This is a genomic window from Bradyrhizobium sp. 1(2017), from assembly GCF_011602485.2.
Lineage (GTDB): Bacteria > Pseudomonadota > Alphaproteobacteria > Rhizobiales > Xanthobacteraceae > Bradyrhizobium.
This window is the reverse complement of the sequence record NZ_CP050022.2, coordinates 4,150,335-4,170,537: the sequence shown is the minus strand read 5'-3', so window position 1 is coordinate 4,170,537 and position 20,203 is coordinate 4,150,335. Positions and strand designations below refer to the sequence as shown.

The 20,203-nt window shown below is 63.8% G+C and carries 18 protein-coding genes; 13 read left to right on the top strand and 5 right to left on the bottom strand.

Annotated elements, in window-relative coordinates; genetic code table 11:
- Positions 1-88: 88 nt before the first annotated feature.
- Positions 89-2,494: a TonB-dependent siderophore receptor gene (locus tag HAP40_RS19735; RefSeq protein ID WP_166816246.1), complete on the bottom strand. Its 2,406-nt coding sequence runs from the start codon at positions 2,492-2,494 to the stop codon at positions 89-91.
- A gap of 290 nt (positions 2,495-2,784) precedes the next feature.
- On the opposite strand from HAP40_RS19735, the gene HAP40_RS19730 reads away from it, so the two are divergent.
- From HAP40_RS19730 to HAP40_RS19715, 4 genes are all read left to right on the top strand, one after another.
- Positions 2,785-2,982: a hypothetical protein gene (locus tag HAP40_RS19730; protein WP_166810893.1), complete on the top strand. Its 198-nt coding sequence runs from the start codon at positions 2,785-2,787 to the stop codon at positions 2,980-2,982.
- A gap of 137 nt (positions 2,983-3,119) precedes the next feature.
- Positions 3,120-5,153 carry a VTT domain-containing protein gene (locus HAP40_RS19725; RefSeq protein WP_166816247.1) on the top strand — a complete coding sequence of 678 codons (2,034 nt, stop codon included), beginning with the start codon at positions 3,120-3,122 and terminating at the stop codon, positions 5,151-5,153.
- Positions 5,153-5,863: an endonuclease/exonuclease/phosphatase family protein gene (locus HAP40_RS19720; RefSeq protein WP_166816248.1), complete on the top strand. Its 711-nt coding sequence runs from the start codon at positions 5,153-5,155 to the stop codon at positions 5,861-5,863. Before HAP40_RS19725 ends, HAP40_RS19720 begins: the two co-directional genes overlap by 1 nt.
- A 200-nt stretch (positions 5,864-6,063) precedes the next feature.
- Positions 6,064-6,255 (top strand): hypothetical protein, encoded by a 192-nt coding sequence (locus HAP40_RS19715; RefSeq protein ID WP_091895525.1) that lies wholly within the window; start codon positions 6,064-6,066, stop codon positions 6,253-6,255.
- 77 nt (positions 6,256-6,332) lie between these two features.
- On the opposite strand, the gene HAP40_RS19710 is transcribed toward HAP40_RS19715, so the two are convergent.
- Positions 6,333-6,911 carry a TIGR00645 family protein gene (locus HAP40_RS19710; protein WP_166816249.1) on the bottom strand — a complete coding sequence of 193 codons (579 nt, stop codon included), beginning with the start codon at positions 6,909-6,911 and terminating at the stop codon, positions 6,333-6,335.
- A gap of 162 nt (positions 6,912-7,073) precedes the next feature.
- Here HAP40_RS19710 and HAP40_RS19705 point away from each other — a divergent pair, with 162 nt between their 5' ends.
- Entirely contained in the window at positions 7,074-7,358 is a 285-nt protein-coding gene (locus tag HAP40_RS19705) for a hypothetical protein (protein WP_166816250.1), read from the top strand.
- Between the two features lie 33 nt (positions 7,359-7,391).
- Here the strand turns inward: HAP40_RS19705 and HAP40_RS19700 are convergent, their stop codons facing one another.
- A complete protein-coding gene (locus HAP40_RS19700) occupies positions 7,392-7,520 on the bottom strand; it encodes a hypothetical protein (protein WP_256380436.1) in 129 nt (42 codons plus the stop codon).
- 803 nt (positions 7,521-8,323) lie between these two features.
- Here HAP40_RS19700 and HAP40_RS19695 point away from each other — a divergent pair.
- Complete coding sequence (locus HAP40_RS19695; RefSeq protein WP_166816251.1) at positions 8,324-9,259, top strand: septal ring lytic transglycosylase RlpA family protein; 936 nt, start codon at positions 8,324-8,326, stop codon at positions 9,257-9,259.
- On the opposite strand, the gene HAP40_RS19690 is transcribed toward HAP40_RS19695, so the two are convergent.
- A complete protein-coding gene (locus tag HAP40_RS19690; protein ID WP_166816252.1) occupies positions 9,256-10,209 on the bottom strand; it encodes an alpha/beta fold hydrolase in 954 nt (317 codons plus the stop codon). The genes HAP40_RS19695 and HAP40_RS19690 overlap by 4 nt on opposite strands.
- A gap of 156 nt (positions 10,210-10,365) precedes the next feature.
- Here HAP40_RS19690 and HAP40_RS19685 point away from each other — a divergent pair, with 156 nt between their 5' ends.
- The 7 genes from HAP40_RS19685 to HAP40_RS19655 all read left to right on the top strand — a co-directional run bounded on the left by HAP40_RS19685 (position 10,366) and on the right by HAP40_RS19655 (position 18,531).
- On the top strand, positions 10,366-11,628 hold the full coding sequence (locus tag HAP40_RS19685) for a D-alanyl-D-alanine carboxypeptidase family protein (RefSeq protein ID WP_208024757.1): 1,263 nt from the start codon (positions 10,366-10,368) through the stop codon (positions 11,626-11,628).
- A 2-nt stretch (positions 11,629-11,630) separates the two neighbouring features.
- Positions 11,631-12,317 (top strand): dTMP kinase, encoded by a 687-nt coding sequence (tmk, locus tag HAP40_RS19680; RefSeq protein WP_166816253.1) that lies wholly within the window; start codon positions 11,631-11,633, stop codon positions 12,315-12,317.
- Positions 12,314-13,360 (top strand): DNA polymerase III subunit delta', encoded by a 1,047-nt coding sequence (locus HAP40_RS19675; protein WP_166816254.1) that lies wholly within the window; start codon positions 12,314-12,316, stop codon positions 13,358-13,360. The genes tmk and HAP40_RS19675 overlap by 4 nt, the downstream gene beginning before the upstream one ends.
- A gap of 108 nt (positions 13,361-13,468) precedes the next feature.
- Positions 13,469-15,451, top strand: coding sequence for a methionine--tRNA ligase (gene metG / locus HAP40_RS19670; protein ID WP_166816255.1), 1,983 nt, complete (start codon positions 13,469-13,471; stop codon positions 15,449-15,451).
- A 13-nt stretch (positions 15,452-15,464) separates the two neighbouring features.
- Entirely contained in the window at positions 15,465-16,253 is a 789-nt protein-coding gene (locus HAP40_RS19665; RefSeq protein ID WP_166816256.1) for a TatD family hydrolase, read from the top strand.
- Positions 16,250-17,047 (top strand): MBL fold metallo-hydrolase, encoded by a 798-nt coding sequence (locus HAP40_RS19660; RefSeq protein ID WP_166816257.1) that lies wholly within the window; start codon positions 16,250-16,252, stop codon positions 17,045-17,047. Before HAP40_RS19665 ends, HAP40_RS19660 begins: the two co-directional genes overlap by 4 nt.
- 116 nt (positions 17,048-17,163) lie before the next feature.
- Positions 17,164-18,531 (top strand): acyltransferase family protein, encoded by a 1,368-nt coding sequence (locus HAP40_RS19655; protein WP_166816258.1) that lies wholly within the window; start codon positions 17,164-17,166, stop codon positions 18,529-18,531.
- A gap of 9 nt (positions 18,532-18,540) precedes the next feature.
- On the opposite strand, the gene HAP40_RS19650 is transcribed toward HAP40_RS19655, so the two are convergent.
- A complete protein-coding gene (locus HAP40_RS19650; RefSeq protein ID WP_166816259.1) occupies positions 18,541-20,190 on the bottom strand; it encodes an acyl-CoA synthetase in 1,650 nt (549 codons plus the stop codon).
- Positions 20,191-20,203 lie beyond the last annotated feature (13 nt).

Below are 20,203 nucleotides of genomic sequence, written 5' to 3'. Positions count from 1 at the left end.
GTCGCTGCCGTCAATGAACTCTTCCTCCGTCTCGACACGGCGCCGCGAGGCGCCGTTCCCCATCAGGATGGCTCTATGCCTTCGTCTGCTACTTCGTCACGAGCAAAGGCGGCTTTGGCGTTTCTCCCCAGCGATAGCTCAGCGTCGCAAGAACGGTGCGGGGCTGACCCAGCGCACAAAAGGCAAGGCCGGTAAAGCAGTTCGTCACGTGATAGGTGTCGAAGATGTTGTTGACGTTGATGCGCAGGTTGAAGCCGCGCCAATCGTGTCTCAAATAGCTGAAATCGTAGGTGAGCACGGCATCGGCCAGGGTATAGCCGGGAACCCTGATCAGGTTGGCATCGTCGCCCCAAACGCCGCCGGTGTAGCGGACGCCGCCGCCGAGACCCAGGCCAGCAACCGGGCCACCCGTGAACTTGTAAAATCCCCACACGAACGCGCTGTCACGATTCACGCTCGCGACATCCTTGCCGACGATCGCCGGGTTGATGTGCTCCTGAACGATCGGCTCGATATGAGAACCGCCGGCGATGATGTCGAAATTGTCGTTGATGCTTGCGCGGAAGTCGGCCTCCACGCCCTTGACCCTGACCGCACCGACCTGGAAAGGCACGAATGTCGGCGTGTTCACCACAACGTTCTGCTGGGTCATGTCGAACACGGCGGTGGTGAACAGCATCCTCGTGCCCGGCGGCGCGTATTTGACACCCACCTCGATTCCCTCTCCCGTCGTGGGCTTGAAGGGCTGTCCCGTCGCCGAGGTCAACGATAGTCCTGCGACCGGCTCGAATGAGGTGGCGTAGCTGATGTAGGGAGCCAGGCCGAAGTCGAACACGTAGTTGAGGCCGACCCTCCCGGTGAACGCGGAATCATCCTGAGGGACGTTTACGCTGGCGATCCTGTTGACCGTTTCGGCCGTCGCGTGGTCGTGACGTCCTGTCAGCACGAGATTCCAGCGATCCAGCTTGATCTGGTCCTGCAGGTAGATGCCCAGTTGGTCCTTGTTCGTCGTTGTATTGATGAACGGTATCATCGTCGCCTTGGTCGGCAGCGGCGTCGCACCATAGACCGGATTGTAAACGTCAATCGGGAAGCCGGGGAAGGTGCCGCGGTAATCGGTGTCGACCGTGGTCTTCTGGTAGTCCAGCCCGGCCAGAACCTTATGACGCAACCAACCGGTGTTGAAATCCGCTTGCAGCTGGTTGTCGATCGCGAAGTTCTTCGTGCTGCCACCGACGAAATTCGCATCGCGCAGGGTGATGCGCTGCGCAGGGTCAATGGGAGGCACGACACCCGGGAGATAGCAGGCGACATGGCCGCCCGCGATCGGGCAGAGTGTCCCGGCGTTGCGCATTGAAAACATATCGATATCGACCGACGCCACCCGCAGGTTCTGGCGGAATTCGACGGCATCGTCGAAACGATGCCTGAATTCATAACCGATCATGGCCTGGTCGAATCCGATTTTGTCGAACCCCGGTTCGCCGGTGTAGGTGCTGGCCGGAATGCGGCCGTTCGGATTCGGGAAGAGTGTGCCGTAAGCCGGCAGATAGGCATGGACCTGGCCGTCAAGACGGTCGCGCTGTGCGCTGGCGAGCACCGTCAGGCTCGTGTCGACAGTGGGTTGCCAGGTGAAGCTCGGCGCAAGAAAATAGCGCTGCTCCTTGTTCCTATCGACAAATGTGTCGCTCTCGCGCCCCAGGCCGACGATGCGATAGAGAAACTCGCGGTTCTTGTCGATCGGGCCGGAGACGTCGAAGGCGCCCTGGATCCGGTCGAAGCTGCCTGTCTGGACCTCGACTTCTCCGCGCTGCTCGATGGTCGGCCGCTTGCTCACCATGTTGAGAATGCCGCCAGGTGAGGCTTGGCCGTAAATCCCCGACGCGGGTCCCTTGAGGATTTCGATCCGCTCGAGCCCATAAGGCTCAGTTCGCGGTTGAGCGAACTGGATCGTCGTGTCGTAAGGCAAGCGCAAGCCGTCGAGATAACGTGGCGCGATGAAGCCGCGGACTCTGACCTCCGTGTCAAACACTGACGCCGCGCCGTACAATTGACCTTGCGTGCCAGACGTATAGCGAATGGCCTCGCCGATCGACTGAGCGCCCTGTAGTTCGATCTGCTGTCTGGGCACCACCGTGATGGATTGCGGCGTTTCGAGGATCGGCGTGTCCGTCTTGGTTCCTGTTGCGCTCTGCCGTGCGACCATGCCGTTGACCGGGCCATTGGCGCGTTCGATGCCGGCGCCACCATCACGCGCCGCTTCGGGAACTGCGTCTTGCCGTTGGGCCGCGATGCGACGCGTCGTCGCCGGGGCGCGCGCGGCGCGGCGAGCGGGACGTGCGGGACGAGCAGATGGTTTCGCCGCTTCAACAGTTACGGGAGGCAGCGCTTGTTGCTGCGCGAAAGCTTCGCTCGGAATTTCGACGAGAAGGATGATCGAACCTGTCGCGCCAGCCAAAACCGCGCGAGATGCAATAGTCTTAAAAAAATGCATTCTGTAACCCCCGGAAACACAGCCATCTGCTGCCTTATCCGAAGGACCGTGGGCACGCATCGCAACGGCGCCTAGAATAGATTTAAGTTGGGGCCGTCGGCCTCCGTCTGTGATATTTTCGGCACAACTGCGACAAGCTGTCCGCTACCTCTCCGGAGCGACGAGATGGTGGCTTCGTAACTGTGGCGCTTCTTTTCCTGTGCGCTGTTGAGGAACACGTCCCAAGCTTTCAGGAACGCTGGCCTTGGCTCGCGTTGTCCGCACTCTCGACCCAGCCACGGAGAGCGGCCTTGGAAAGCACGATCATCGGAGCATTCGACACGCGCCGCGGCGCCGAGCTGGCGGTTGAGCATGTCGTGCAGGAATGCGGCGTGGCGCGAAGCGATGTCTTCGTCCAGCCGGCCGGCGGTACGAACGCATGCGGCGGTGCCGACGGCAAAGCCGCGTCTACGCCGGAGCTGCCGCTGGCCGCGAGCAGCACCCGTTGAGCTCCCCTGAAGGCGAGGAACCCCTTGAGCGTTCAGCGCGTTTAGACGCAAACGCGATTTGCGAGGTCCACCTGCTTCAGAGTTCATCGACCCTGATCCCCGGCGACACCGTGTGGCGGCGGTGCGAGGCGCAGCGCGTGGCGGTTCTGAACGATGCCGCCGCTTATTTTGCGGCCCTGCGGGAGGCGCTGCTGGAGGCGCAGGATCTCGTCTACATCGTCGGATGGGATATCCATAGCAGGACCCGGCTGGTCGGAGCTTCCGGACAGGCGGATGACGGCTTGCCTGAGGAGCTGGGTCCGTTCCTGCGCGCGCTGGTTCAGCGCCGCCCCGCCTTGCGCATCAACATCCTCGTCTGGGACTTCGTCTCGTTTTACGCCTCTGAGAGGGAATGGAATTCGGCGGCGAAATTCACCGCCGACACGGATGGCCGCGTGCGCTTTCATCTGGACGCCACGCTTCCGTTTGGCTCGGCCCAACACCAGAAGATCGTCTGTGTCGACGGTTCACTGGCGTTCGCCGGCGGGCTCGATCTGACCATCAGGCGCTGGGACACGAGTGATCATCGCGCCGACAACGCAATGCGCTGCGACCCCCAGCGGAAGCCATACCCGCCGTTTCATGATGTCCAATGCCTGGTCGACGGGGATGCCGCGGTGCAGCTGTTCGAACTCGTGGAGGAACGCTGGCGCGCGGCCGGCCAACAGGCCGATGAACGGCGCGCGCCGAAGGGCGATCGCTGGCCGGCGAATGTGCCGGTCGAAGCCGAGCACTTGCCGGTCGGGATCGCCAGGACCGAGGTGGTCTCTCCTGCAGGCTCGACGATCAGGGAGATCGAACGCTCGTTGATCGCAGCGATCCGGTCGGCGACGAGCTTCGTGTACGTCGAAAACCAGTTCACTAGTGCGACGAGGATAGCGCGCGAACTGGCCGAGCAGATGCGTCGCGTTCCGTCGCTTCGTGCTCTGATCGTTGCTCCCAAACTACATTCCTCGTGGCTGGAATCTCAGGCCATGCAGAACGGCCGAGGCGCCTTCATCGCTTGTTTCAGCGAGGCTGGCGTGGCCGATCGCATCCGCTTCGTCTACCCGGTCTCGCGCAGCGGGGAGAAGGAAGCCGCCGTGATGGTGCACAGCAAGCTCTTGGTCGTCGACGACCGGATCTTGAGGATCGGCTCGGCCAACCTGAACAACCGGTCGATGGGAGCCGACAGCGAATGCGACCTGATTTTTGAAGCCGCGACCGAGGAGCACCGGGATTTCATTGTGTCGGTCCGCCGTCGCCTGATCGCTCATTTCTGCGGTCTCGACGAACAGGCCATCGCGCATGACGAGCAGCGGCTGTTCGCTCTGCTGGACGACGTAGCGAAGGCGAAGGGGGCAAAGACGTTGCGGAAAGTGGAGTCTTCGGTCCTGACCAGTACGCTGGCCACCATGGTTCAGCCGGTGGCGGATCCTGATCTGCCGCTTCATCTGGAGCGCGCGGCATCTCGCATGTGGAGTACGAAGACCATCATCGGGATCGTTTCGATCGCCGTGGGTCTTCTTGGACTGGGGATGGCCTGGTCGTACACGTCCCTGAGCGATTACACCGACACAGGCCATATTTCGACATTCCTGTCTGCCTATGCGGAATCCGTTTGGGGGCCGCCATTTGCGATCGCAGCCTTCGTCGTCGGCGGGCTCGTCATCTTTCCGGTTCTCGTGCTCATCGCCGCAACTGCTGCCGCACTGGGGCCTTGGCTGGGTTTCGTCACCGCGATGGCAGGCGTTCTGCTCAGCGCTCTCATCCTGTTCACGATCGGACGGTTCCTCGGCCGAGAACGCCTGCAGCGTCTGCTGGGGCGACGCGCCGCGCGCATCCAGGAACGCGTTGTCGGCAAGGGGATCCTGGCCGTCGTCGTCATCCGGATGATTCCCATCGCGCCATTCTCGGTGGTGAACGTCGTGGCTGGTGCGAGCACGCTGCCCCTGCGTGACTTCATGGCTGGAACCCTGCTGGGCATGATGCCCGGTATTCTCGCCATGGCCGTCCTGGGCGCGCAGATCGCAGATCTCGCCAGGAATGCGTCCTGGTCCAACATATCGCTGCTCGCACTCGCATTCCTGGGCTGGCTCGGGGTCTGCGCCGGCGCGCAATTCGTCGCGACGTGGCTCGCCGGGAGGCGCTGATGGCGCCCGTGCGCTTCATGACGTGGAATGTGCATGGCACGTTCAATCTCAATCCGAAGTTCGATCTCGAGGGCGTCTGCTCCATTTTGCGCAAGTGGACCCCCGATGTGGTCGCGCTTCAGGAAGTGGATTCGCGATCACGGTCAGACGATCCATTTGGGAAGCTGGCGAGTGTCGTCGGCGATCACCGCGTGCACGCCAAGTCGATCGTCACCGAGGACGGCGAGTACGGTCAGATGCTGCTGAGCCGCTTTCCGTTCTCCGGCGTGCCCGAGATCGTCGATGTGTCGTATCGGGAGCGGGAGCCACGCCGGGCGATTGCCACGGACTTGCTGACGCCCGCCGGCGATGTGCGCGTGGTGGCCACGCATCTCGGCTTGAGTATCCATGAGCGTTATGCCCAGGCGCGGGCCCTGGTGAGCCTGGTGAAACCGGGAAGGACCGTTGTCCTCGGCGATTTCAACGACTGGTTCTGGGTCAGATCGGTGCGGCGCGTGCTCGCGCAGGTCTGTCCCAACCGTACGCGACTGCGGACTTTCCCCTCGCGCCTGCCCCTCATGCGGCTCGACCGGATCTATGCAACGCCCGACAGCCGGATCGGGAAAGTTTGGACCGACCTGGAGGCAAGGGCCTATTCAGACCATCTGCCCGTGATCGCGGACATCGAGATTCCACCACCGGATGACGATGTTCGTGGAGGTCGGCCATGATCTTGATGATTGTCCGAAGCTGGCAGGTTGCCGGTGTTTTGCCCGACGGCTCAACCGCCCCGTGTGCGCGATTCAAAAGGGATTATGTTACAATGACTTAGCTACTGTGCATGGGGTTGTTTTCGCAGATATAATGTCGGGGCCTGTGCGGGTCGGCAGGGCCATGCGGAACTTTTTCCTGATCCCCGCGTTTCCTTCGCATGACTGAAGACCTTTCCTTCCGACGCAAACCCCTGACCCCCGAGCAGCGCCAGGCGCGCGATGCGGCACGCCGGATCGAGGCCGAAAAGGCCATGCGCGACCACGAAGAGGCGCAGAAGGCGTTTTACGCCAACAAGGAGCGGCTCAAAGCCGAGCGCCTCGCGCGCGAAGCGGCCGCGGCCAAGGGTTGATCAGGGTTGACCAAGGGTTGACCGAGGCGCGCTGCCCAATCCGTATCTCTTGAAGAGTCCCGTTGCCGCGCCGCACCTCACTCGGCGTGTTTGCGCGTCCCGGAATCGCCGAGCTTGTCGACATAGGCGATGCCGATCGCCGAGACGACGAAGGTGAGGTGGATCAGCACCTGCCACATCACGCCGCTCTCGGTGAAGCCGGCGCGGTTCGAGCCGAGATTGCCGGCCTCGATGAAGGTGCGCAGCAGCGCGATCGAGGAGATGCCGATGATGGCCATGGCGAGCTTGATCTTCAGCACGCTCGCATTAACGTGGCCGAGCCATTCCGGCTCGTCGGGATGACCCTGGAGTTCGAGCCGCGAGACGAAGGTCTCGTAGCCGCCGACGATCACCATCACCAGCAGGTTTGAGATCATCACGACGTCGATCAGCGCCAGCACGCTCATCATGATCTGCTGCTCGGTGAGATCGAGCGCGTGCCAGGACAGGTGCCAGAGCTCCTTGAGGAACAGCGCGATATAGACGCACTGCGCCACGATCAGCCCGAGATAGAGCGGCAGCTGCAGCCAGCGCGAGCCGAAGATGATCATCGGCAGCAGGCCCAGGCGCGGCGAGGGCGGACGGGATTCGGTGCTGGGTCCAGGCTCAACCGACATTCAGGCAGCATCCTCGCATCGAGACGACCGCCGTCCATGTACCCCGGCAAGATGGCCGGCGGAAGACGCGGCGGGCGCTCGCCACCTTCCAGGCTCGGTGCTGTTTCGTGCTAGCCTGCCGACCAAGGCCGTCACGCGGGCGGCCGGGATCGGGAGGGGCACGTGTCCTGGAGCGGCATCAGGAGAGGGGTCGGCGGGATTGCGCTCGCTGCGATCATTGCCGGCTCCGGCGCGGAGGTATCGGCAACGCCGCTGTCGCCGTTTCGCTACGAGGCGCAGGCGCAGCGCCATTGTCCGCACGATCAGGTGGTCTGGCTCGATTTCAGGAAGGGCGTCTACTACACCAGGGCCCAGAAGCGATATCGCCAGGGCTTCGACGGCAGCTTCGTCTGTCTGGGCGAAGCGCGCGATGCCCGCTATCGCCGCTCGCTGCTGGGCCTGCGCTGAGCGGTGCGTGACCGGGGCTCGACGGCGAGCCGGCTATTTGCGGCCCGGCAATTTCACCGGCACGTGCGGGGAGGTGCTGATCTGCCGCGGACTTCCGTCCGGATAGGTGCGATCGCCGCGGATCAGGGATTCCAGAACCAGGAAAAACTTCTCGGCAAGCATGTTGGTCACCCTCGTTGGTGATGGCCTCCTGAAATGTAAGTCGAGGCGCCGAACGCGGAAATTCAATCAATAAAGCGAGAGCAGGGCAATCCCGGGCAAACACGAGTTTGCAGCGCAGTATGGCCGTCGTCGGAAAAGCGAGGAGCTCTGATTCGGGTCAGCCGAAGGCCAATGCCACGAGGCTCGAACAGAGCAGGACAAAGCCGCCTGCAGTCAGTGCCAGGAAGCCATCGGATACGAGGTCATGGTTACTCATGGGACACCTGCCGCTCTCGTCTTCGATACTCGATCGGATCGATTAAGATTATCCGAACGTGCCGCCTTGAAAGAGGTGATGCTTGCCACCGCGCGAGTGCCTTCAGGCCCTCGTGCGGTAACCTTCGAAGGCATGGGCCAGGAAGATTGCCGCGCTAACCAGACCCATCAGTGCCGAAACCGTCTCGATCATCGTTAAATTCCAAATCCCGCCCTTGCATCCGAGAGAACGCGTGCGGCCTTGCACAGTCAAAAGAATTTCGGTGAGCGGCGCGACAATGGGGGTGGAGTGAGGATTTGGCGCAACAGACTGTCCAGCCTTGGCACAAAGCAGGGCGCCCGCGCTCCGTAGATGAACGGGGAGGGCGAACGTCCCGTTTACCATCCCAGCGGGATCGCTGCGGGCTCCCCATTTCCGCCGTGTTCGGGTTGCGTTATCCTTACCGCTTCCGATGCGGTGGTGGGCCGCCTCGGATCAGATGACCGGACGGCGTTCCCGTAGCCAACGCGGGTTGGGCAGCCGTCGGCGGGAATGGTATTTGGGGCGAATGGGGATCCGACGGTCAGATTCGGTTTTGCGGGCCGCGCGTGGCGTTGCGGCGGTCGCGACCTGCCTTGCGCTCGCCAATTGCGCCTCCTCGAACAAGTTCGCCAGCCGCGTCGATCCGAAGTACGGCGTGTCCTCGAGCCCCCGGGTGGTGGCCTTCGGCGATCCGGTCCCGAAGGGCGGCGGCACCTACCGCGTCGGCAAGCCCTATGTCGTGGCCGGCAAGACCTACGTGCCCGAGGAGGACGTCAACTACCGGGCCGAGGGCATGGCGTCCTGGTATGGCGACGATTTCCACGGCCGCCTGACCGCCAATGGCGAAGTGTTCGACATGACGTCGCTGACGGCGGCGCACCCGACCCTGCCGATGCCGTCCTATGCGCGGGTGACAAATGTCTCGAACGGCAAATCGCTGATCGTGCGCGTCAATGACCGCGGGCCCTATCACGGCAACCGGCTCATCGACGTCTCGAACAAGGCCGCCGAACTGCTTGAATTCAAAGGCAATGGCGTCGCCAAGGTGCGGGTCGAATATGTCGGCCGGGCACCGCTCGAAGGCTCCGACGACCGCCAGCTGATGGCCACCCTGCGCACCGGCGTTCCGGCGCCGACCCCCTCGATGGTCCGGGTCGCTTCGGCCAAACCCTTCGTGCCGGAATTGTCCTCGTCGCGCCGCGGTACCATTCGCGGCGAGGTTCCGATGCCGGAGGGGCGCCCGTACAATCTCGGCAGCACCTCGGCCGATATGGCCTCGCTCAATGCGACCTCGGAAATGTCGGCCTCCAGCCGCGGCCGGGGCCGGGCGCTCCAGAACGCGCGCGCGGTGTCCTATGACGAGAACGGCCGCTACGCGAGCGAGAGCGCGCCGTCCGCCGCCTATGCCTCGGATGGTGCAGCCGAAGCCCGCAGCATCCTGAGCGGGCGCGGGCTGTACTAGGCCGCGCTCTCCTTCAGAAACGTCACCAGCGCAGCGTTCACCTCGTCGGGGCGCTCCTGCTGCACCCAATGGCCGGCGCCCTCGAGGATCAGCTTGCGCTTCAGATTGGGCAGCACGCGCTCGAGCTCGTTGACGCGCTTGGCCCCGATCAGGCCGGTGATGACGGCATCCCTGGAGCCGGCGATGAACAGCGACGGCTGATGGATCTGCGCGTCCTGCCAGGGCGCCGTCAGCTCCCAATTGCGGTCGAGGTTGCGGTACCAGTTCAGCCCGCCGCGAAAGCCGGACTTGCGGAAGCTTTCGGTGAAATAGGCGAGGTCAGCCTCGCTCAGCCAGCCGGGAAGGGGCTCCTCGGCGCCCGCGTGACCGAGAAAGCCCTTGCCCTCCTGCACGAACATGGCCGCGGAGGGATCGGCCAGGCCGCGTCCGCCGAGCACGACGCGCATGGTGCGGGCGACGTCGCGCTCGAGCTCGGCCTCAGCGACGCCGGGCGTCTGGAAATACTGCCAGTAGAAGTTGGTGATGCCGCCCTGGCGCAACAGATCGAGCGGCTTGCCGCGGCCGCGGAACGGCGGCGGCACGCTGAGGCCTGCGACGGCCGTGAAGATGTCGGGGCGGAACAGGGCTGCGTGCCAAGCCACCGGCGCGCCCCAGTCATGGCCGACCACCATGGCCTTGCTCTCGCCGAGTGCCTGCACGAGGCCAACGACATCGCCGACGGTGTCGAAGATGGAGTAGGCGGCTGCGTCAGGTGGCGCTGCGCTCTGGCCATAGCCGCGCATGTCGGGGGCGACGACGTGAAACCCGGCCGCCGCCAGCGCCGGGATCTGGTGGCGCCAGGAATAGGACAGTTCCGGCCAGCCATGGCACAGCACCACGAGCGGCCCCTGGCCCTGCTCGCGGATGAAGAGCTCGACCCCGTTGGTCTTGATCGTCCGGGTTGAGGACATTTTCGCTTTTCCGCCTTGTTTCAGGGGTTTGGTCAGGAAATGTAAGGTGCCACGATAGGGGCGCGACGAGAATCGTGCAATCTCGGGAAGGCGCGGCCAACCCTGTGTTGTTCGCACCTGTTCCAGCTGTTAGAACGCCGCTCTCAGGGCTTCGCCATGGCATTTCATTCTTCCTTGCTTCGTCGTCCCCGGTTCACCGCCGGTGCGCTGGCGCGCGGGCTGATCGCGACAGTTCTGGTCGCAGGCATCGGCTGGGGCGGGGCGCTCTACGCCGCCAACCAGAGCGTCCAGGGCGCCAAGAAAGCAGAAGACATCGGCTTCGACGGCGACGCCCCGACCGCGATCCTGATCGAGGCTTCCTCGGGCAGCGTGCTGTTCGAGAAGAACGCCGACGAGCTGCGCGCGCCCTCGAGCATGATGAAGCTGATGACCGCGGAGGTCGTCTTCAACGCCGTCAAGAAGGGCGACATCAAGCTGACCGACGAATACCGGATCAGCGAGAATGCCTGGCGCAGGGGCGGGGCGCCTTCGGGCGGCTCGACCATGTTCGCGGCGATCAACAGCAAGGTCTCGGTCGACGATCTCCTGCACGGGGCGATCATCCAGAGCGGTAACGACGCCTGCATCGCGCTCGCCGAAGCCATGGCGGGCAACGAGCGGATTTTCGCCGCCGAGTTCATGACCAAGCGCGCGCGAGAGCTTGGTCTCACCCGATCGACCTTCGCCAACTCCAACGGCTTGCCCGATCCCGGCAACAAGATGACGGTGCGCGAACTCGGCATCCTCGCCCGTCACATCATCCTGGACTTTCCCGAATTCTACAAACTGTTCGGCGAGAAGGAGTTCACCTGGAACAAGATCCGTCAGCCCAACCGCAATCCGCTGCTCAATTCGATGGAAGGCGCCGACGGCCTCAAGACCGGCTACACCAAGGAAGGCGGTTATGGCATGGTGGGCTCGGCGGTGCAGAACGGCACGCGGCTGATCGTGGTCGTCAATGGGCTGGACGATCCTGAAGACCGTGCCACGGAAGCCAAGAAGATGCTGGAATGGGGCTTTCGTAATTTCGAGACCCGCACGCTGATCGCGGCCGAGCAGCCTGTCGGCTACGCCAAGGTGTTCGGCGGCGAAAGCCGTTCGGTGAAGCTCGTCGCCAAGACGCCCGTGAAGGTGATGGTGCACAAGAACGGCAACGACAAGCTGATCGCCCGCATCGTCTATAGCGGCCCAGTGCGCGCCCCGGTCGAGGCCGGCCAGCGGGTCGGCGTCGTCAGGGTCTGGCGCAGCGGCAACATCGCGGTGGAGACGCCGGTCTATGCCGCCGAAGCGATCGGCACCGGATCGACCGTCCGCCGCGCCATCGATGGCGCCAGCGAGCTCGTGATCGGCATGTTCCGCGCAGGCGCCGAGAAGCTCTGACCATGAGTGAAAGCGCGGTAAGATGGCCGTCTGGACGCGGGCGCTTCATCACCTTTGAAGGCGGTGAGGGGGCGGGGAAGTCGACCCAGATCAAGAAGCTCGCCGACCGCCTCAAGGCGGCACGGATGCGCATCCTCGTCACGCGCGAGCCGGGGGGCTCGCCGGGCGCCGAGATCATGCGTCATCTGGTCCTGTCAGGCATGGGCAAGCTGCTCGGACCCGAAGCCGAGACGCTGTTGTTTGCCGCCGCCCGCGACGATCACGTCCGCACCGTGATCCAGCCTGCGCTCAACCAAGGCACCTGGGTGCTGTGCGACCGTTTCGCCGACTCGACGCGGGCCTATCAGGGCAGCCTCGGCCGCGTGCCGGCTGGCCTGATCAACGCGATGCAGCGTGTCACGATCGGCAATCTCAAGCCGGACCTCACCATCATCCTCGACCTGCCGGTCGAGATCGGCCTGCAGCGCGCCGCCGCGCGCCGCGGCAGTGCCACCCCCGACCGGTTCGAGGGCGAGAACCTCACGTTCCACCAGGGTCTGCGTGACGCCTACCGCAAGATCGCCGCGGAAGAGCCCGCGCGTTGCGTACTGATCGACGCCAACTCCGATCCCGATACGGTCGCCGGGCGGATATGGACGGCGCTGCGCGAACGTCTCCTTCCCACGCCGGCATCGGTGGTCTCGAGATGAGCCCGCGTCAGACCGAACGCGAAAGCGCCATTCCACATCCGCGCGAGACGTCGAGGTTGTTCGGCCATCGCGAGGCCGAGGCGGCGCTGCTCACCGCCTATCGCAGCGGCCGCATCCCGCATGCCTGGCTGATCGGCGGGCCGCAAGGGATCGGCAAGGCGACCTTGGCCTACCGCATGGCGCGCTTTGTGCTCGCCCATGGTCAACCGCTGACGTCCTCCGTGCAGCGCGCCGAGGATCTTGCGATCGATCCCGATAACGCTGTGGCGCGGCAGGTTGCGGCGAGCTCGCATGGCGGCCTGCTGACGCTGGAGCGCACCGCCAACGACCGCGGTGTGATGCGCACCGTCATCACCGTCGACGAGACGCGCGAGACGATCGGGTTCTTCGGCTCGACAGCCGCCGCCGAGGGCTGGCGCGTCTGCATCGTCGACACCGTCGACGAGCTCAACCCCAATGCAGCCAACGCATTGCTGAAGATCCTCGAAGAACCGCCGCAGCAATCGCTGTTTCTGCTGGTCAGCCACGCGCCCGCACGCGTCCTCGCCACGATCCAGTCGCGTTGCCGCAAGCTGCGCCTGCGCCCGCTCGCCACGGACGATGTGATCGGTGCTGCGGCGTCCGCAGCCGATCTCGATCCGAGCGATCCCGCGCTGCGCGAGGCGGCCGAGGCCTCGGAGGGCAGTGTCGCGCGGGCGCTGACGCTGCTCGGCGGCGATGCGCTCAAGCTCCAGCAGCGTACGGCGGCGCTGCTCGCGCGTCTGCCGCAGGTCGATCCGCGCGAATTGCACACGCTCGGCGATTCGCTTGGCACCAGCGACCGCGTCGCGCTCGCCGCCTTCATCGACGGCATCGACCGCTGGATCGCGGAGCGTCTGCATGCGGACGAAGCCAACGCCAACCAGAACCTGCCGCGCCTTGCGCGTCTAGCTGAGGTATGGGAAAAGATCGTCCGCGCCGCGCGCGACACCGAAACCTACAATCTGGAGCGCAAGCCCTTGGTTTTCTCGGTGTTCGGCTGGCTGGCGGACGCAACGCGCTAGAGCGTGAACCGGAAAAGTGTGCAGCGGTTTTCCGAGAAGATCATGCTCAAACAATAACCGAACGCAGGTTCGTTTCCAGATTTCGAGAAGCCGATAAAGGAATTCGTGGTGGCAACGCGAGCTAAGAAAACCGTCAAGCGCAAGAGCGGCAAGAAGGCTGCGAAGAAGGCCGCCAAGAAAACCGTCAAGAAGGCCGCGAAAAAGGCCGTGAAGGCGCTCGCGCGCACGGTCGCCAAGAAGAACAGGAAGGCTGCGGCCAAGAAGGGTGTGAAGAAGAGCGCTGCGAAGACGGCGAAGACGATCGGCAAAAAGGCTGCGAAGAAGCAGGCCGTCGCCAAGAAGGCAGTGAAGAAGACGGCCGGAAAGCCGGCCAAGGCTCCGGCGAAGAAAGCGACCAAGAAGGCGACGGTGGCTGCGCCTGTCGCCACGCCGTCGTCCGCCGCCACGCCGCCGAAAGCCGTGACGCCCAAAGTCTCGAAACCCAGGGTGCCGCGCGCGCCGGAGCCCGTCGTGGCTGCGCAAGCCGTCGCGCCCGTTGCGGCGCCCGCGCGCGACAACGTCTTCTACATCACGACCGCGATCGCCTATCCCAATGGCAGCCCGCATATCGGTCACGCCTATGAGGCGATCTCGACCGACGTGCTGGCGCGCTTTGCGCGGCTCGACGGCAAGGACGTGTTCTTCCTGACCGGCACCGACGAGCATGGCCAGAAAATGGTTCAGACGGCGGCCGGCGAGAACATGTCCGTCTCTGCGCTCGCGACCCGCAATGCCGGGCGCTTCAAGGAGATGGACGAGCGCCTGAACGTGTCGTTCGATCGCTTCATCCGCACCACCGAGGAGCAGCATCATCGCTCCAGCCAGGAGATCTGGCGGCGCATGGAAGCGAACGGCGACATCTATGCCGACACCTATGCCGGCTGGTATTCCGTGCGCGACGAGGCGTATTACGCCGAGGACGAGACGCGCTTGAACGATGACGGCGTCCGGCTCGGGCCGCAGGGCACGCCGGTCGAATGGGTCGAGGAGAAAAGCTATTTCTTCCGCCTGTCTGCATACCAGGACAAGCTCTTGCGGCTCTATGCGGATCATCCCGATTTCATCGGGCCGGACTCGCGCAAGAACGAGGTGGTGAGCTTCGTCAGGGGCGGCCTGCGCGATCTCTCGATCTCGCGAACGACCTTCGACTGGGGCGTGAAAGTGCCCGGCGACGAAGAGCACGTGATGTATGTCTGGGTCGACGCGCTGACCAACTACATCACCGGCGTCGGCTTCCCCGACGAGGGCGATGGAAACTGGCGCTATTGGCCGGCCGACGTGCACATCATCGGCAAGGACATCATCCGTTTCCACGCGGTGTACTGGCCGGCGTTCCTGCTGTCGGCCGGGATCCCGCTGCCGAAGCGGGTCTATGCCCACGGCTTCCTGTTCAACAGGGGCGAGAAGATGTCGAAGTCGGTCGGCAACACCGTCGATCCATTCAACCTCGCCGACCAATATGGCGTCGACCAGTTGCGCTACTTCTTCCTGCGCGAGGTGCCGTTTGGCCAGGACGGCAATTACAACCACGAGGCCATCGTCGCGCGGATCAATGCCGATCTCGCCAACGATCTCGGCAACCTTGCGCAGCGCTCCTTGTCGATGATCGCCAAGCAACTCGGCGGCGTGCTGCCGGAGCCCGGCGAGTTCAGCGACAATGACAAGGCGATCCTGGCGATGGCCGACGGCATGGTCGCCGCCTCGCGCGAAGCCATGGCGACGCAACAGATCCATCACTGGCTCAACGCCGTATGGGCCGTGGTCGCGGAGGCCAACCGCTATTTCGCGGGCGAAGCGCCGTGGGCGCTCGCCAAGACCGACCCTGTCAGGCAGAAGACGGTGCTCTATGTCACCGCCGAGGTGGTGCGTCAGATTGCGATCCTGGCCCAGCCGGCGATGCCGACGGCCTCGGGACTGCTGCTCGACAGCCTCGGCATCCCCGCGGACGAGCGCAATTTTGCAACGCTCGGCGGCACCAGGCGGATCGCGCCCGGTTCGTCCTTGCCGGCCCCGACACCGGCGTTCCCGCGCTACATCGAGCCGGCGGCCTGAAGGCGTTCGCGCGATGCTGGTCGATAGCCATTGCCATTTGGATTTTCCGGACTTTGCGGAGGATCTCGACGGGATCGTGTCGCGGGCGCGTGCAGCCGGTATCACGCGCATGGTCACGATCTCGACGCGGGTACGCAGGCTGAACCAGCTTCTGACCATCGCCGAGCGCTACGAGGACGTTTATTGCTCGGTCGGCACCCATCCCCACAATGCGGATGAGGAAGATGGCATCACGCCGGACGAACTGATCGCGCTGACCGGGCATCCCAAGGTCGTCGCGCTCGGCGAAGCGGGGCTGGATTATTTCTACGACAACGGCTCGCCCCATGCGCAGGCGAGGGGCTTTCGCGCCCACATTGCCGCGGCACGCACCAGCGGTCTGCCGCTCGTGATCCACACCCGCGAGGCGGATGAGGATTGCGCGCGCATCCTCGAGGAGGAGGCCGGACATGGATCGTTTCGCGCCGTGCTGCATTGTTACACCGGCGGACGTGAGCTCGCGCTGAAGGCGGTCTCGCTGGGGCTCTATATCGGTTTCACGGGCATCCTGACCTTCAAGAAATCGGAGTCCCTGCGCGCGCTGGCGGCCGAGCTGCCGTCCGACCGTATTCTGGTTGAAACAGACGCGCCTTATCTTGCGCCCGGTAAGTTCCGGGGGAAGCGCAACGAGCCGGCTTATGTGGTCGAGGTCGCAAAAGTGCTCGCCGAAACGCGCGGCGTATCGCTCGAGGAGATCTCGCGCCAGACCACCGAGAACTTCTTCCGCCTGTTCTCCAAGGTGAAAGCTTCGGAAGGCGCATGACACTGACGCTGACGATCCTGGGTTGCGGCTCCTCCGCCGGTGTGCCGCGCCCGGCGCTCGGTTGGGGCGCCTGCGATCCCGACAACCCCAAGAACCGCCGTCGCCGCTGCTCGCTGCTGGTCGAACGGATTTCCGAGCACGGCATCACGCGCATCGTGATCGACACCTCGCCGGACCTGCGCGAGCAATTGCTTTCGACCAACGTCGACCACATCGACGCCGTGTTCCTGACCCACGAGCACGCCGACCAGACCCACGGCATGGACGATTTGCGCTCGGTCGTCATGAAGATGCGCCGGCGCATCCCGACCTACCTCAACCTGTCGACCGCCAAGGACATCATGGCGCGGTTCTCCTATTGCTTCATCTCGCCCGAGGGCAGTGACTATCCGCCGATCCTGACCCGACATTCGATTGAAGCAGGCGAAAGCCAGATCATCCTGGGGAAGGGCGGCGCGGTGACGATGACGGCCTTCCTGGTGCAGCACGGCGCCATTCCCGCGCTCGGCTACCGCATCGGCGATGCCGCCTACACGCCGGATCTCAACGACATCCCGCGCGAGAGCTGGGGCGCACTGGAAAATCTGGACCTCTGGATCATCGACGGCCTGCGCTACACCACCCATACCAGCCATCTCAGCATCAACGACGCACTGTCGTGGATCGAGCGCTTCAAGCCGAAGCGTGCGGTCATCACCAACATGACCGCCGACGTCGATTACGAGGTTCTCAGGCAGTCACTGCCGGCAGGCGTGGTGCCGGCCTATGACGGGCTGCGGCTGGAGACGCGTTGAGCGCCTACCACGCTTACCGCAGCATGGCCTTGCGGGTATAGGACCGCACGAGGCTCGACACTTCGCTAATGCGTCTCTAACGTTTTCCAATCTTTTCCTGTCGTGTCTCGATTTCGTTGAAGCCGCGCGATCGGTTTCCGGACGAATCACGGTCGCTCTGCGGACACAGCGTCAATCCGCGCCTTCTGCGGGAAGGCGGGCGCTGGTCCAGGATGAAATCGTCTTCGCCAACCGGGGGGCTTCGCTGCGCAGCGAGAATTTCCTGGATCGTTCTGGTCGAGGTCTTTGGGATCGGCCTGAGCCGACCGCTTGCGGCTTTGCTGGGCCGCCCTCGATCGCCGTCGTTGCTCTTCCGCTATACTTCGTTGGGAAGCTCGCTTAATGATGTCAGAATGTTCAGTCTCGATCGCTCGAAGAACGACACCTCGACGCTGCTCGATTTGCTCCGCGCCTGTGCCGCGCAAATGGTGTGCGTCGGACACACGTGGAATTACACCTTTGCCGCGACAGGCGGTGCGCGTCAGACGTTGGTGCCTGACATCGGGGTCATGCTGTTCTTCGTCCTGTCGGGCTTTGTGATCGCTTTCACGCTCCATGAGCGGACGAAGTCCGAGACCTATTTCTTGATCAACTACGCGGTCGAACGTTTCGCCCGCATCTATTCGGCCTATGCTCCGGCTCTGCTTTTGATCGCTGCGCTCGACTATGCAGCCTCCGCGCTCGGCATGCCGATCGTGCCTGACAACGCGACGAGCTTCTTCAGGAACCTCGCGATGCTCCAGGGGTATCCGGGAGAATGGGGCGGCGGAACGTTTGGCTCGGCGGGACAACTCAGCTCGCTCGCGGCGGAATTTCACATCTACTACCTCATCGGCGGCGCGTTCTTCTTCTGCATCGGGCGCAATCGGATTGCGGGCCTCTTGCTGGTGATTGCGTCGGCCGCATTGCCGCTCAGCTACTTCACCGAGGCATCGAGCGTCGCTCGGAGCCTTTTCATTCTCTGGCTCCTTGGCTTTGCCGGGTATTTCATCGTGATCAATATGAGAATTGATCGTACCGTCATGGTCGTTTGCGCCGCGTTGTCAATCTTTCTGTTCTGGCGATGGCGAGTTGGCCATGTGCGCGGCAACGAATATGCGCTTATTTCCTATCCCGTGTTTGCCGCGTGGTTCGTGTGTCTTGCCGTTGCTGCGCAGGCCTGGAACGTTCTGTCGCAACGCCGCGGACTCGTCGAATTTTTCGCGAACTATTCCTACAGCCTTTTTCTCATCCACATGACGATCGTCAATATCATCGTCGTCTGGTCGCCGATGCCGCTATGGCTGACGTTCAGCGCGGCAATCGTTGTTTCGAATGTCGCGGCCTACTATTTCGCCAAGGCCACCGAGGCCAAGCACAAGAAACTGGCAGGTTGGATCATGCTGAAGCTGCGACCGTCGTCTCGCGAAGCAGCACCGGCCGTCTACGAACGACGAAGCGGCTGAGCGGCTAATCTACGCCGAGATCGCCTTGACTGATCCGACTTCGTTGCGCAGCAGGAATTTCTGGATCTTGCCGGTGGACGTCTTCGGGATCGGCCCGAACACGATCGCCTTCGGCGTCTTGAAGCCGCTTAGCTGCGAGCGGCAGAACGCAATGATCTCGGCTTCGCTCGCGCTGGCGCCATCCTTGAGCTCGACGAAGGCGCAGGGCACCTCGCCCCATTTCGGATCCGGCTTGGCGACCACGGCCGCGAACAGCACGGCCGGGTGCTTGTAGAGGATATCCTCCACCTCGACCGAGGAGATGTTCTCGCCGCCGGAGATGATGATGTCCTTGGAGCGGTCCTTGATGATGACGTAGCCGTGCTCGTCGAGCACGCCGAGATCGCCCGTGTGAAACCAGCCGCCTTCGAACGCCTCTTTGGTCGCCTTCTCGTTCTTGAGGTAGCCCTTCATCACGATGTTGCCGCGGAACATGACCTCGCCGATGGTCTCGCCGTCGCGCGGCACCTCCTGCATGGTCTGCGGATCGATGACAGTGACGGCTTCCTCGAGCGGGTAGGGCACGCCCTGCCGGCGCTTCATGCGCGCGCGCGCGGCGGCGGGCAGGTCATCCCAGCCGGGCTGCTCGGCGCAGACGGAAGCGGGGCCGTAGACCTCGGTCAGCCCATAGACATGCGTCAGCTTGATGCCGATGCTTTCGGCGCCTTCGAGCACGGCGACGGGCGGCGCGGCGCCAGCGATCAGGCCGACGACGCGGCGCGCGGCGTTGCCTTTGGGCGCATCGGGTGCGTTGATCAGCGTGTTGTAGACGATCGGCGCGCCGCACATGTGGGTGACGCCATGTTGCCGGATCAGCTCGAAGATCCTGCTCGGCTCGACCTTGCGCAGGCAGACATTGATTCCGGCGGCTGCCGCAATGGTCCAGGGAAAGCACCAGCCGTTGCAATGGAACATCGGCAGCGTCCAGAGATAGACCGGATGCTGGCCGAGATTGCCGGCAAGGATGTTGCTGACGGCGTTCAGATAGGCGCCGCGATGATGGGTGACGACGCCTTTGGGATTGCCGGTGGTGCCCGACGTATAGCTCAGCGCGATCGCGTCCCACTCGTCGGTCGGTGGGATTGCGGTGAAGCCTGGATCTCCGAGCCCGAGCGCCGCCTCATATTCGATCTGGCCGATGCGTTGGCCGCCGGGGAAGGCGGCATCGTCGACGTCGATCACGAACGGCTTTGGCCCGCTCATCTGCGCCAGCGCGTCGCTGATGACGCCGGAGAATTCCGGGTCGACCAGGATGATCTTGGCGCCGCCATGGTCGAGCTGAAAGGCGATCGAGGGCGCATCGAGGCGGATGTTGAGAGCGTTGAGCACAGCGCCCGTCATGGGGACGGCGAAGTGCGCCTCGTTCATCGCCGGGATGTTCGGCAGCATCGCCGCCACGGTGTCGCCGACGCCGATGCCCTTGCCCGACAGATAGGAGGCGAAGCGGCGGCAGCGCTCGTGGGTCTGCGCCCAGGTGAAGCTGCGGCCCTCATAGACGGTGCTGACGTGATCGGGAAAGACGGCGGCGCTGCGCGCGAGGAAGCTCAGCGGGCTCAGGGGCACATAGTTGGCGGGGGTCTTGTCGAGGCCGATATTGTACTGGTTCTGCCGCTCACTCATCGACACCCTCCTG

Bases quoted from the DNA above. Each gene is read 5' to 3' on its own strand.
- HAP40_RS19735 (WP_166816246.1), bottom strand. From the start codon at position 2,494: ATGCATTTTTTTAAGACTATTGCATCTCGCGCGGTTTTGGCTGGCGCG.
- HAP40_RS19720 (WP_166816248.1), top strand. From the start codon at position 5,153: ATGGCGCCCGTGCGCTTCATGACGTGGAATGTGCATGGCACGTTCAAT.
- HAP40_RS19715 (WP_091895525.1), top strand. From the start codon at position 6,064: ATGACTGAAGACCTTTCCTTCCGACGCAAACCCCTGACCCCCGAGCAG.
- HAP40_RS19710 (WP_166816249.1), bottom strand. From the start codon at position 6,911: ATGTCGGTTGAGCCTGGACCCAGCACCGAATCCCGTCCGCCCTCGCCG.
- HAP40_RS19700 (WP_256380436.1), bottom strand. From the start codon at position 7,520: ATGCTTGCCGAGAAGTTTTTCCTGGTTCTGGAATCCCTGATCCGCGGC.
- HAP40_RS19695 (WP_166816251.1), top strand. From the start codon at position 8,324: ATGGGGATCCGACGGTCAGATTCGGTTTTGCGGGCCGCGCGTGGCGTT.
- HAP40_RS19690 (WP_166816252.1), bottom strand. From the start codon at position 10,209: ATGTCCTCAACCCGGACGATCAAGACCAACGGGGTCGAGCTCTTCATC.
- HAP40_RS19685 (WP_208024757.1), top strand. From the start codon at position 10,366: ATGGCATTTCATTCTTCCTTGCTTCGTCGTCCCCGGTTCACCGCCGGT.
- tmk (WP_166816253.1), top strand. From the start codon at position 11,631: ATGAGTGAAAGCGCGGTAAGATGGCCGTCTGGACGCGGGCGCTTCATC.
- HAP40_RS19675 (WP_166816254.1), top strand. From the start codon at position 12,314: ATGAGCCCGCGTCAGACCGAACGCGAAAGCGCCATTCCACATCCGCGC.
- HAP40_RS19665 (WP_166816256.1), top strand. From the start codon at position 15,465: ATGCTGGTCGATAGCCATTGCCATTTGGATTTTCCGGACTTTGCGGAG.
- HAP40_RS19660 (WP_166816257.1), top strand. From the start codon at position 16,250: ATGACACTGACGCTGACGATCCTGGGTTGCGGCTCCTCCGCCGGTGTG.
- HAP40_RS19650 (WP_166816259.1), bottom strand. From the start codon at position 20,190: ATGAGTGAGCGGCAGAACCAGTACAATATCGGCCTCGACAAGACCCCC.